Source organism: Arthrobacter sp. AL05 (genome assembly GCF_029960715.1).
Taxonomy (GTDB): domain Bacteria; phylum Actinomycetota; class Actinomycetes; order Actinomycetales; family Micrococcaceae; genus Arthrobacter.
The window spans coordinates 237,467-249,630 of sequence record NZ_JASBRC010000001.1 but is presented as its reverse complement, the minus strand read 5'-3'; the positions used below and the strand labels follow the sequence as shown (position 1 = coordinate 249,630).

Here is a 12,164-nt window from a genome sequence, read left to right as displayed (position 1 = left end):
GTCAGGCCCCACGCACCCCATGGCGGCCGCCGGAGCGGTGCCGGAAGGCGTAGACCAGCAGCGCCACACCGGCGAGCACTAAGAACGCCGGGACAAAGAACTCGCTCGCGGTAAGCAGCGCCGTAGCCTGCACGGCGAAGACGACACCCAGCACGGCCAGGACCGCGGCCGGTATCAGCGGCCACTTCATCCTCGCTGATTCTGCCGACCCGACCCGGCTGGCTGCCGGCCGGGCCAGGCCGGGCCCGGCTTGGACGGGAACCAGGGAAAGTCCCGCGAATGTAGCGGCGAGGCCCAGCAAGAGCACCGCGGCCACCGGCATGCCTTGCCAGGATTGCGGGAGTGTCACCACGAGGGCAAGCGTCAGCATCACGCCGGCGGGGATGAGGGCCCACCAGTTGGCGCGCTCGCGCAGGTAAACAGCGCCGAATCCTGCGCCCATGAACAGGAAAAGGAAAGCCCCGGCCCAAGTTCCGGCCCGCCCCGGCCAAAGCTGGGTGACCAGGATAACCGACGCAAGGCCCAGGAAGACCGAACCGGGAATGGCAGCCCACCAGTTACCCCGGCTGCGGAAGAACACAACGACGAAAACGACGCCGGCCGCCGCAAAGAAGAGCGGCCACACCAGAGCAGCGCTGTCGAGGTAGCCGAGCAGGTCCAACAAAAGCAGGAATCCGGACACCATCAGCGCGATTCCCACGATGATGCTTGTTCGTGCTGATTTCACCGTTTGCCTCCCCGGAACACGGCGGGCGGCTGAAGGCTGCCCGGCAAGTTCGAGGTTATGCCGGCACTGCCCGACAGGGTAGGGCACAAGGTCACGGGCGCCGCACGCGGCTGGGCTGGCGGCCGCGGCCCTCGGCCCGGGACTTGATGCCCAGGAGCATACGCCGCTCCATGAGGAACTGCAGGGGTTCCAGCAGTGGCCGGAGAATCAGCCCAACAGGAAGCGGGGAATAGTCGTACCGCGTCCGGGACAGCAGCCGTGTGGTGCGCGCATCGACGGGATGCAGCACAAATGTCCAGCCGAGCTCCAGCCGCAGGCCCGCAGCTGCCCCGGCGGAGGAGATGATTTTTCCGGTGCGCGGGTCCATGGTGCCGCCGAGGCCCAGCACGGATCCGGGCTCCACCCTCCGGACCGGAATCCCCGTGCCCGGGCCCAGCGGGATAACGTCGCCGACGGCGAGCTGCTGGTATTCGGGAAGGATCCGGTCCGCACTGTGCATACCAAGGCCTGCCGCGTTTTCGAGCAGGTCGTAGCTATACATGCCACCGCGTCCCGCACCCAGCTGGACGAGCCAGGGCCAGAGGTCCGCAGCAGGAGCGTGGACGGTGACGGCACGCGTACTCTGCATCCGCGGCACCGGGACGATCTCGTCGCCGGGAAGCGCGGCAGCTGATTCCTGAGCCGTCGCCCCCCAATGCAGCAGCCGGGGCCGGACGGCGAGGACAAAGCCGGCAGCGGCGGCGGCTGCGGCCAGGGCGGCCACTGGACCGCGGAACCGGAAGGAACAGGCGAGCCGGCTCATGGGACGCGGCCTTCCAAACGCTTTGCCGGCGGCGCCACTGCGCGATTGCGGACGTAACGAAGAGCCCCAGCACAGGGACGCTTCACCGCCGGGATCTCCAGCCGGGCCACCGGTGCTACCCAGCAGGGCCGGAAACGGTACCGGCGCCGGTATGCTGCCCGACGGGGCGGCTGCCCCGGTTGCGCCTGCCGACGCCGCCGGGATTCAGCTCGAGTTTCCACAGGTGCAGCACTCCCAGTACCAGGAACAGGGCAGACAACAGCACCGAGGACCAGAGGGACGCCGCCGACACTGGGAGCTTAAACAGCGGTTTGAACAGCTCCCCCAGGGCCAGGGAGAAAATGAGCGTAAAGCCGAGCAGGAACAGCGCGGGCATAAAGACCAGACCCGGCCAGCGGCCGCGGAACGTCAGGACGGCGAGGATCAGGAACGCGGGCATGATGAAGCACAGGTCAAGGACGAACACGGAATAGAGTGAATCGATCTGCTCGCGGGTGCGCATCAGCGGCAGCAGCATGGCAATCCACAGCGGGTAAAAGATCAGCGGCTGCAGGAGCGCGCCCGTGGCGGAAAGCCTGCGGATGCCCGCAGGAACACGCACCCTCCTTGGCCCCTCCGCCCTGACCTCCATTGCGGTGTAGAGCACCCCCCAGAAAGACAACGCAAAGATGGCGAGATACACGAGGTAAAAGCCGTTGTAGGTCCGCTCGATGGAGTAGATGCCGTAGGCGTAGAACAGGTAGCCCAAGATTCCCAGCGCCACGAGCCGCGCCTTGGTCTGCTCCCGACGCACCGTCAGCGCCAGGACGATCAGGGCGATGCCCGCAACACCTGACATCAGGTCCTGCGATACGGCGCCGGGAAGCAGGTCCGCTGCCACGACGCCCCGGTAGATGTCCGGGAAGACCAGCCCGGCCACCGCGGCAGTGACGGTCAGCAAGCCAATGACCATCCAGAGTGCCCGGACCGGCCACTGGCTGTGGTTCATCTTCCCGCCTGGTCTTTGTCCGGGTCCTGACCGACCACCAGCACCGGGCAATGGGCATGGGCCGCGCAGGCGCCGCTGACTGATCCCATCACCTGTGCAAGGAAGCCACCGCGGCCGCGGCGGCCGACCACCAGGAGCTGGGCGTTCCGGCTCTCCGCCACGAGGACCTTGGCCGGGGCGCCGAACTTCACGGTCCGGCTCAGGCCTTCCGGCAGGTCGGTGCCAAAGGCACGCTCCAGGGCTTCGTCGACGAGCCGCTTGGCCGTCTCTTCGAGTTGGGTGGTCGTAGGGGAGCTCTCTTCGGGCAGGTGGGATGCCAGAAAGAGATCCGAGGTGCCCAGGCAGGTCACGACCGCCAGGGGCGCATCCAGGCCCCTGGCCATACGGCCGGCGAGCCGGAGCGCCGCCGTCGAGAAATCCGAACCGTCCACGCCCACGACTACGCGCTGATCACCGTTCATGGCCCCAGCCTGCTCCCGGTCTGGCGGAGTGCCTAGGGCCGAAAGTCACGGCGGCCCTGCTGGCGGTCCGTGGCCGGGCAGGTGAGGGGGACTGGATCTTCCTAGGACGCACAGGGCCTGCCACGGGGGCTGGGCAGCACTCTTTACCGCCTTTAGGGTGGAGTGACGAAGACCACCAGAGGAGATCTTGATGCGAGTTGCTGTTACCGGAGGAAGCGGAAAACTGGGACGGAGCGTAGTCCGGAGACTGAGCGAGGACGGTCATGAGGTGACCAGCCTGGACCGGGTCGGTGCCCGCGGCCGGGACTTCACCGAGGTGGACCTGCGCAACTATGGTCAGGTCGTGGATGTTTTCCTGGGCCTGGAGGACCGTCACGCCGGCTTCGACGCGGTGGTGCACCTGGCCGCCATCCCGGCTCCCGGCCTCGCCCCCGACGCGGCGACGTTCGAGAACAACATGCAGTCCAGCTACAACGTGTTCCAGGCAGCCCGCCGGGCCGGGATCAAGAAAATTGTCTACGCCTCCAGCGAGACGGTATTGGGTTTGCCGTTCGACGTCGACCCTCCCTATATTCCGGTTGACGAGGAATACCCGGCGCGGCCCGAGAGTACTTACTCCTTGGTCAAGCACCTCGAAGAGCAGATGGCCATCCAGCTGACCCGCTGGGACCCGGAGCTGAGCATCACGGGCCTGCGGTTCTCCAACGTGATGGACCCGGAGGACTACGAGGAGTTTCCTTCGTTCGACCACGATGCGTCCCTGCGCAAGTGGAATCTCTGGGGCTACATTGACGGCCGGGACGGTGCGCAGGCCGTCGCACGCGCCCTGGAGCACGACAAGCCCGGGTTCGAGGCGTTTATCATCGCCAACGAGGACACCGTGATGGGCCGCTCCAGTGCCAGCCTCGCCGCAGAAGTGTTCCCGGACGTCACCGTGGTCAAGGAACTGGGCGAACACGAAACCATGCTCTCGATCGAGAAGGCCAAGCGGCTCCTGGGTTACGCCCCTGAGCACAGCTGGCGCGATTACCACCCGGAGCGGACCACCCCCACCGAAGACTGAATCAGCTGCATTCATTCACTTTCCACTAAGGAGTTCCATGAAATACCGCACCCTGGGCGGCAGCGGCGCCGTCGTCTCCACCTACGCGCTGGGCACCATGACCTTTGGCGCCGAGGCCACAGAGGAGCAGTCACGCACGATCCTTGACGACTACTTCGCGGCCGGCGGAAACTTCATTGACACCGCGGACGTCTACAGCTCCGGGGTCTCTGAGGAGATTGTGGGACGGTGGCTCGCGGACCGGACCGAGGTCCGGGACCGGGCCGTCGTGGCCACCAAGGGCCGGTTTCCGATGGGGGCCGCCCCAAACGACGTCGGGACCTCCCGGCGCCACCTCACCCAGGCACTCGATGCTTCGCTGCGCCGGCTCGGCGTGGAGCAGATCGACCTATACCAGCTGCATGCCTGGGATCCGATCACTCCGTTGGAGGAGACCCTAAGGTTCCTGCACGACGCCGTCAGCAGCGGCAAGATAGCCTACTACGGGTTCTCGAACTTCCTTGGCTGGCAGCTGACGAAGGCAGTGCATCTGGCGAAGGCCCTTGGCTTCAGCGCCCCGGTGACGCTGCAGCCGCAGTACAGCCTGCTGGTCCGTGAGATCGAGTCCGAGATCGTTCCTGCTTCGCTCGACGCCGGGATCGGCCTGCTGCCGTGGTCCCCGCTGGGCGGCGGCTGGCTCTCGGGCAAATACAAGAAGGACCAGCCGCCCGCGGGTGCCACCCGGCTGGGCGAAAATCCGGAACGGGGCATGGAGGCCTGGAAGGCCAGGAACGCGGACCCTCGCACCTGGGAAATCGTGGAGGCAGTGCAGGAGATCGCCGGCCGGCACGAGGCCAGTGCCGCCCAGGTGGCGTTGGCCTGGCTGGCGGACCAGCCGGCCGTGACGTCGGTGATCCTGGGCGCCCGCAGCACCAAACAGCTTGCCGACAACCTCGCGGCGGCCGACCTGCGGCTGACTGAGGGCGAACTGATGCGCCTCAGCGAGGTGAGCCGCCCGCGCGTCGGAATCTACCCGTACGGGCCGATGGCCCAGGAACAGCGGAGCCGGAAGATCGAGGGCGGCCGCTAGCGTCAACGACGCGGGGTCAGCGCGGGCCTATCCCACCACCGGGGATGAGCCCTCGGTGGCCCCGCGTTGTGCTGCGGGGGCCGGTGCCGGGCCGGCGGGCTGCTGGTTGCTGGACCAGATGTAACTCATTTCCTCGGAGGACTGCTCCACGATCCGGCTCATAGCCGCGTGAGCGGCGTCCGCCTCGCCGCGCTGAATGGCGCTGGCTACGTCCACATGCAGCTGCAGGGCCTCGTGCTGCGGCAGATGTGGCATCAGCCCATGCTGGGTGCGGCCGGTCAAAACCTCCGTGACAAGGTTGTGCAGCTGGGAAAACATCGGATTCCCGGAGGCGCGAAGTACTGCCGCGTGAAATTCGATGTCCAGGCGCAGGAATTCATCCTGGTCTCCCTGCTGGCCCGCGGCCCAGAGCCGGGCCGCTTCGGAGACCAGGTCGCTGCCGGTATCCCAGGAGGCGCGTTCGGCGGCCAGCCGGGCAGCATGTGGTTCGATGGCGCCGCGCAGTTCGTTCAGCGCCTGCAACTGCTCCAGCCGCTTGGAGGAGGCCAGCCGCCACCGGATCACCTGCGGATCGTAAGCGTTCCAGGACTCTTCCGGCTGGACTACAGTCCCCAGCCGCCGCCGCGATTCCAGCATCCCCTTGGAGGAAAGCACCCGCGTGGCTTCCCGGACCACCGAGCGGGACACCCCGTACTGGGCCTCAAGTTCGTCCAGGCGCAGGATCGAGTGCGGCACCAGGGTCCCCTCGGCAATGGCAAGTCCCAGATTCTGGACCAGCACGGAATGCAGGTCGGCCGGGAACTCCGCCTTTGGGGTTTTCATAAATAAATCATACCGATAAGGCGCAAGGGGTTGTTTAAGTCTGCTTTATTTCCCTAAGATCGCTTCCAGAGCAGATGTAAAGATGCATTTGCGGCCGGCTGGACAGTGACGCCCAGCCCTAAATGAACCAAGGGAGTCGTAATGAAGCGACGTTCAATCATGCAGTACGCGGCTGTCGCAGCTGCGCTGTCTCTGGGCCTCACTGCCTGTGGCGGAGCCAGCGGCAGCAGCGATGCCAAAGCCGCCGGCACCGTCCGGGTGACCCTCGCGAACCACGTCTGGACCGAAGGCATCAAAGCGGCGATTCCGGAATTCGAGAAGTCCAGCGGCCTCAAAGTTGAGTTGACCCAGCTCGGCGAGGACCAGCTTTCAGACCAGTACAACGTCAAGCTCAACGCCGGCAGCGACGAGATCGACGTTATGATGTACCGCCCCCTGCAGGAGGGCAAGGCGTTCGCGAAGAACGGTTACCTCGCCGACCTGACGTCCAAGGTCTCCGCGGACGCCAGCTGGGACTGGAAGGACTACCAGGAGGGCCCGGTCAAGGCCACTACAGCCGACGGCAAGGTCGTCGGCGTCCCGATTATCACCGAACGCGAAGTGCTCTACTACCGCAAGGACCTGCTGCAGGCCGCCGGCCTTGAGGTGCCCAAGACCATGGAAGAGCTCGAAGCGGCCGCCAAGGCCATCAAGGCCGCCACACCGGACACGGCAGGTTTTGTGGCCCGGACCGGCAAGTCCGCGGCCGTCACCCAGTTCTCCAGCTTCCTGTACAGCTTCGGCGGCGACTTCACTGATGCCAGCGGCAAATCCGCCATCAACTCCGACGCTGCCAAAAAGGCCTATGAGTACTACGGCGGCCTGATCAAGAACTACGGCCCGGCCAACGTCAGCACCGACATGAGCTGGCCCGAAGCGATGGCCATCTTCACCCAGGGCAAGGCCGCGTTCTATACCGAGGCCGACTCCCTGTACAAGAACGCCACCGACCCGGCCAAATCCAAGGTTTCCGACACTGTCGGTTTTGCCGCGCTGCCGGCAGGCCCTGCCGGTTCCAAGCCGTACAACATCCCGTCGTGGGGCCTAGCCGTGAACCAGGCTTCAAGCAATCAGGACAACGCCTGGAAGTTCATCCAGTGGGCCACGAGCAAGGAACGCACCCTGGCCGCGCAGAAGGCCGGCGTTCCCGGACCCCGCAGTTCGGTCTGGGCCGACCCGGCCGGAACGTCCACGTACCCGAAGGATCTGGCCGAGGCTATCTCCGCGAGCGCCAAGAACGGCGTCGGCCACGACCGGCCCGAGGTCATCACGGTAGGCAAGGCCCGCGAAATTGTCGGCGGGCCGATTGTCTCCTCCATCACCGGAGCCGACGTCCCCGCTGCGGCCGATGCCGCCAACGGCGACTTCCAGAAATTCCTGGATACCGAAAAGAAGTAGCACACCGCGGCGCACCTCGTACTGGTCGCCCTGCACAGCACCGGCGGAACGGCGGCCCGCTGCCGTTCCGCCGGTGCCAGCTTCTCACTTCACCCCCAACTCCTTAGGTGAACCATGTCTGTACTGAACCCTCCCCGCAGCGCACCAGCCCGCAGCGCCGGCCGCCCGCCGGGTCCGCGCGCGAACTTTTCCGCCTGGGCCAACCGGCACCGCAAGTGGCTCTTCGCGGCCCCCGCCATGATCTTCGTCGGCGTCCTGATCGTTTTCCCCCTGGCCTGGACGCTGTTCCTGAGCCTGACCGACTCCCAGGGATCCGTCCGCGCGGCCTCTGAGTTCATTGGCCTGCAGAACTACATCACTGTCCTCTCCGACGTCGACCGGTTCTGGCCCGCCGTCGGCCGCACCATGTCCTTCACCGGCGTGGCCCTGGCCTGCGAAGTGGTTCTGGGCATGTGCATCGCGCTGCTGCTGTGGCGGCCGTTCCGCGGCGAAAAGTGGGTCCGGGTGGCCATTCTCCTGCCGCTCGTCGCAACCCCGGTGGCGGTCGGCATGATGTGGCGGTTGATCTTCGATCCCAACATCGGCTTCGCCAACCAGCTTCTCGGACTGATCGGCATTCCGGCCCAGCCTTGGCTCTCCGGCCAGGACACGGCCCTTGGCACCACGATCTTTATGGACGTGTGGCAGTGGACCCCGATGGTGGTGCTGATCCTTCTCGCCGGCCTGACCTCGCTGTCCGAGGAACCCGATGAGGCCGCCAGGATGGACGGCGCCAACGCCTTCCAGCGCTTCTTTTACATCACCCTTCCGCTGATGCTGCCAACGGTGATCGTCGCCATCCTGCTGCGCGGCATCGACGCCCTCAAAACCTTCGACATCCTCTATGCCACCAAAGGCAAAGGCGGCGGTTCATTCCACGAGGTAGAGACCCTGAACGTCTACGCCTACGGGCTGAGCTTCGATTACAACCAGTACGGGCTCTCCTCCGCGGTGTTGATCCTGTTCTTTATGATCATCATCGGCACCATGTGGCTGCTCACCATGCGCAAGAAGGCGGCAAACAAATGACCGTACAGACCGAATCCAAAATCCCCGCCACGCGGCCCGCCCCGGCTCCGCGCCGCCGGAAGGCCAGGGGCCCCCGCGCCTACAAGGTCTTCCGCGTGGTCGCCCTCGTGGCGGTGGTGTTGTTCCTGGTCGCGCCGCTGTTCTGGATGCTGCTGGCCTCATTCAAGACCAACGTGGACATCTACGACACGGGGAAATCCTTCTTTTTCACCCCGACCACCGAGAACTACACGAACGTGCTGGAGCGGAACAACTACTTCGTCTTTATCATCAACAGCTTCTGGGTGGCCTTCGTTTCCACCGCCTTCTCGCTGGTGCTCGGCGTCCCTGCCGCCTATGCCATGAGCCGTTTCACGATGCACCGTTCGGCCCTGGTGGTACTGATGGCCCGCGTGATTCCGGGCGTCTCCCTGCTGGTGCCCTGGTACTACGTCTTCTCCAACCTGAAGATGGTGGGCGGATTTGAAGTGCTGATTCTGAGCCACATGTTCGTAGCGCTCCCGCTGATCGTCTACATCATGATGAGCTACTTCGATTCCCTTCCGCTGGAACTCGAGGAATCGGCCCAGGTGGACGGGCTCACCCCGATCGGAGCTTTCCGCCGCATCACCTTGCCGCTCTCCGTGGCCGGCATGGCTACTGCAGGGATCCTGTCCTTCATCTTTTCGTGGAACAACTTTATGTTTGCCCTCGTACTGTCCGGGTCCAAAACCAAGACGCTCCCGGTCGCGATCTTCGACTTCGTCTCTTACGCCTCCATCGATTGGGGCGGGCTGATGGCGGCCGCCATGGTGGTCACGATCCCGATCATGGTCATTGCCTTGTTCACGCAGAAATACATCGTCTCCGGCATGACCGCCGGCGCGACCAAAGGGTAGCAGGCAGATGACACTCATCAACAGGATTGAAACCTTCCTGGTCGCGCCGCGCTGGCTGTTCGTCCGGATCGAGACTGAGTCCGGGATCGTCGGCTGGGGCGAGGCCAGCTGCGAGGGCCGCAGCGAAACGGTCCGCACCGCCGTCGACCAGCTCTCCGAGCTGCTGATCGGCAACGATGCGCTCCGGATCGAAGACCACTGGCAGGTCATGACGAAGGGTTCCTTCTACCGTGGCGGACCCATCCTCGCCAGTGCTGTGTCCGGGCTGGACCAGGCCCTGTGGGATATCGCCGGAAAGCACTTCAACACACCGGTGCACCAGCTCCTGGGCGGCCACGTCCGCGACCGGATCCGGATGTACGGCTGGGTGGGCGGTGACGAGCCCAACGAGGTGGCCGACCAGATCAGCGCGCAGCTTGAGGTCGGTCTCACCGCCGTCAAGATGAATGCCAGCGGCCGGATGAGCCCCATTGCCTCGGTGGCGGAGCTCGACGGCGTTGTCCGCCGGGTCGCCGCCGCCCGCGAGGTCCTCGGGGACCACCGCGATGTCGCCGTCGACTTCCACGGCCGCTTTAGCCTGGCCAACGCCCGGCGGGTGGCGCCGCTGCTGGAACCCTACCGGCCGTTTTTCCTTGAGGAACCGGTGGTTCCGGAGAATACACACCTGCTGCGCGAATTCACCTCGTCGACGACGACGCCGGTCTCCACCGGAGAACGGCTCTACAGCCGGCAGGAATTCCTGCCCGCGCTGCAGGCGGGCATCGCCGTGGCCCAGCCGGACCTCTCGCACGCAGGCGGCATCACCGAGGTCCGCAAGATTGCCTCGCTCGCCGAAATCTTCGAGGTCCAGCTGGCCCCGCACTGCCCGCTCGGTCCGCTGGCCCTTGCCGCCTGCCTGCAGGTGGGCTTCGCCACGCCCAACTTCCTGATCCAGGAACAAAGCATCGGAATCCACTACAACCAGGGCGCCGAAGTCCTGGACTATGTCCTGGACAAATCCCCGCTTAGATTCGTGGACGGGCACATCGAACGCTTGACCGGCCCGGGCCTTGGGATCGAAATCGACGAGGCAGTGGTCCGCGCCGCGGACAAACGCGGCCACGCCTGGCGCGGACCCGTCTGGCGCCACCCCGACGGAGCCTTCGCAGAATGGTGAACAACATGACCGTGAACCCCAGCAATGTCCTGACCTCCGAGAGCCTGCTGGCCGGAATCCAGGAGACCAGGCTCGTCGCCATTGTGCGCGGCACTGACGGCCTCGCCGCGGCAGCGGCGGCGTTGGCGGCCATGGAAGAGGGCTTCCGTTACGTCGAAATTGCCCTGACCACACCGGACGCACTCCAGGCGATCAGCGCAGTCCGCGCCGCCGCGCCGGCAGGCTGCTTCGTTGGGGCCGGCACCGTGTTGACCGCGCAGGACGTGGATCACGTGGCGGCGGCCGGTGGCCAGTTCACCGTGACCCCGGCCCTGGCCGAGTCCATCGCTGTCTCCGCGGCCCGGGGCATCCCAGTCCTGGCCGGGGCGCTGACCCCGACCGAGGCCTACGAGGCCATGACCCGGGGAGCCACAGCCGTGAAGCTCTTTCCCGCCTCCATCGGCGGACCGGGCTACCTCAAAGCCCTGCGGGACCCGTTTCCCCGCATCCCGTTTATCGCCGTCGGCGGGGTCGGGCTGGAGCAGGCGTCCGGCTACTGGCAGGCAGGTGCCGTCGCCGTTGGCCTGGGCGGACCGCTCTTCGGTGACACCGGTTCAGGCGGCGAGCTGGCGCCGATGCGGGCGCGGGCCCGGGACTTTGTGGCGCTGGCCGCCGACTATGGGCTGCGCAGCGCCGCGAAGGGTCCGCAGTGAGCGCTGAAGCCGGGCTGCCGGCCGTTGATTTGCTGACTTTTGGTGAATCGATGGTGTCGCTGCGCGCCGCCGGGCCGCTGTCCGCTGGCGGAACCCTCGGCATGCACGTTGCCGGGGCGGAGTCGAATGTGGCCGTCGGCGCCGCACGACTTGGCCACCGGGTGGCCTGGGCCGGCGTGCTTGGCGCCGACCCGCATGGTGAGTTCATCCTCCGGCAGTTGCGCAGCGAGGGCATCGGGGTGCACTACCGGGAGCACGGCAGCCGCGGCACCGGGGTGATGTTCCTCGAACAACGCACCGCCGACGTGAGCCGGGCCTTTTACTACCGCGCCGGTTCCGCCGGATCCACGCTCTGCCGGGCCGACGTCGACGCGGCCTTCCGGACCGGTACCCGGGTCCTGCACCTCACCGGGATCACCGCAGCCCTCAGCCAGGAGGCACGGCAGGCCGTCGAGTATGCGGCCGCCCGGGCCGCCGGCGAAGGCCTGGAGGTGTCCCTCGACGTTAACTACCGGGGCAAGCTCTGGTCCCGGGAAGAGGCGCGCGCAGTCCTCACCCCGCTGGCCCGGCACGCCACCATCCTGATCGCATCCGACGATGAACTCGGCCTGGTCGCCTCCGGCCATGGGTATTCCGGCGCGGCCGACGACGCCGAAGCGGCGATGGCCGCCGAACTGCTGGCCCGGGGCGTGCGGGAGGTTGTGGTCAAGCGGGGCGCGGCCGGTGCCGGGGTCCACACCGCGGCGGGCCGCTGGGAAACGCCCGCCGTGCAGGTCACCAGCATCGACACGGTGGGAGCCGGTGACGCTTTCACTGCGGGTTACCTCTCCGCCCTGCTCGACGGCGAGGACGTCGCCGGCCGCCTGCGGCGCGGCGCCCTGACGGGCGCCTTCGCGGTCAGCACTGCCGGCGACTGGGAAGGCCTGCCCTTCCGGGGCGAACTGGAACTGTTGGGGACCGCACCCAGCGGAACGACTCAACGCTAGGGCCGGCACCGCCGC

The 12,164-nt window shown here is 66.4% G+C and carries 13 protein-coding genes; 8 read left to right on the top strand and 5 right to left on the bottom strand.

Going from position 1 to position 12,164, the window contains the following annotated elements; genetic code table 11:
* Nucleotide 1: 1 nt before the first annotated feature.
* The 4 genes from QK287_RS01190 to QK287_RS01175 all read right to left on the bottom strand — a co-directional run bounded on the left by QK287_RS01190 (nucleotide 2) and on the right by QK287_RS01175 (nucleotide 2,978).
* On the bottom strand, nucleotides 2–727 hold the full coding sequence (locus QK287_RS01190; protein ID WP_282358758.1) for a hypothetical protein: 726 nt from the start codon (nucleotides 725–727) through the stop codon (nucleotides 2–4).
* Between the two features lie 91 nt (nucleotides 728–818).
* Nucleotides 819–1,529, bottom strand: coding sequence for an SRPBCC family protein (locus QK287_RS01185; protein WP_282358757.1), 711 nt, complete (start codon nucleotides 1,527–1,529; stop codon nucleotides 819–821).
* Between the two features lie 115 nt (nucleotides 1,530–1,644).
* Nucleotides 1,645–2,517 carry a hypothetical protein gene (locus QK287_RS01180; protein ID WP_282358755.1) on the bottom strand — a complete coding sequence of 291 codons (873 nt, stop codon included), beginning with the start codon at nucleotides 2,515–2,517 and terminating at the stop codon, nucleotides 1,645–1,647.
* A complete protein-coding gene (locus QK287_RS01175) occupies nucleotides 2,514–2,978 on the bottom strand; it encodes a universal stress protein (RefSeq protein ID WP_226775427.1) in 465 nt (154 codons plus the stop codon). The genes QK287_RS01180 and QK287_RS01175 overlap by 4 nt, the downstream gene beginning before the upstream one ends.
* 190 nt (nucleotides 2,979–3,168) lie before the next feature.
* On the opposite strand from QK287_RS01175, the gene QK287_RS01170 reads away from it, so the two are divergent.
* The gene (locus tag QK287_RS01170) at nucleotides 3,169–4,041 is read left to right on the top strand and encodes an NAD(P)-dependent oxidoreductase (protein ID WP_282358753.1); all 873 of its coding nucleotides are present in this window, start codon (nucleotides 3,169–3,171) and stop codon (nucleotides 4,039–4,041) included.
* Nucleotides 4,042–4,078: 37 nt separating this feature from the next.
* On the top strand, nucleotides 4,079–5,110 hold the full coding sequence (locus QK287_RS01165; RefSeq protein ID WP_282358751.1) for an aldo/keto reductase: 1,032 nt from the start codon (nucleotides 4,079–4,081) through the stop codon (nucleotides 5,108–5,110).
* Nucleotides 5,111–5,137: 27 nt separating this feature from the next.
* Here the strand turns inward: QK287_RS01165 and QK287_RS01160 are convergent, their stop codons facing one another.
* Nucleotides 5,138–5,932, bottom strand: coding sequence for a FadR/GntR family transcriptional regulator (locus tag QK287_RS01160; RefSeq protein ID WP_282358750.1), 795 nt, complete (start codon nucleotides 5,930–5,932; stop codon nucleotides 5,138–5,140).
* Nucleotides 5,933–6,073: 141 nt separating this feature from the next.
* Here QK287_RS01160 and QK287_RS01155 point away from each other — a divergent pair, with 141 nt between their 5' ends.
* From QK287_RS01155 to QK287_RS01130, 6 genes are all read left to right on the top strand, one after another.
* Entirely contained in the window at nucleotides 6,074–7,369 is a 1,296-nt protein-coding gene (locus QK287_RS01155) for a sugar ABC transporter substrate-binding protein (RefSeq protein WP_282358749.1), read from the top strand.
* A gap of 114 nt (nucleotides 7,370–7,483) precedes the next feature.
* The gene (locus tag QK287_RS01150) at nucleotides 7,484–8,437 is read left to right on the top strand and encodes a sugar ABC transporter permease (protein WP_226775432.1); all 954 of its coding nucleotides are present in this window, start codon (nucleotides 7,484–7,486) and stop codon (nucleotides 8,435–8,437) included.
* Nucleotides 8,434–9,315, top strand: a complete 882-nt coding sequence (locus QK287_RS01145; protein ID WP_282358745.1) for a carbohydrate ABC transporter permease — start codon at nucleotides 8,434–8,436, stop codon at nucleotides 9,313–9,315. The genes QK287_RS01150 and QK287_RS01145 overlap by 4 nt, the downstream gene beginning before the upstream one ends.
* A 7-nt stretch (nucleotides 9,316–9,322) precedes the next feature.
* Nucleotides 9,323–10,471: a galactonate dehydratase gene (gene dgoD, locus QK287_RS01140; protein ID WP_282358744.1), complete on the top strand. Its 1,149-nt coding sequence runs from the start codon at nucleotides 9,323–9,325 to the stop codon at nucleotides 10,469–10,471.
* A gap of 5 nt (nucleotides 10,472–10,476) precedes the next feature.
* A complete protein-coding gene (locus QK287_RS01135) occupies nucleotides 10,477–11,163 on the top strand; it encodes a bifunctional 4-hydroxy-2-oxoglutarate aldolase/2-dehydro-3-deoxy-phosphogluconate aldolase (protein WP_282358742.1) in 687 nt (228 codons plus the stop codon).
* A complete protein-coding gene (locus QK287_RS01130) occupies nucleotides 11,160–12,149 on the top strand; it encodes a sugar kinase (RefSeq protein WP_282358740.1) in 990 nt (329 codons plus the stop codon). Before QK287_RS01135 ends, QK287_RS01130 begins: the two co-directional genes overlap by 4 nt.
* The last annotated feature ends 15 nt before the right edge of the window (nucleotides 12,150–12,164 follow it).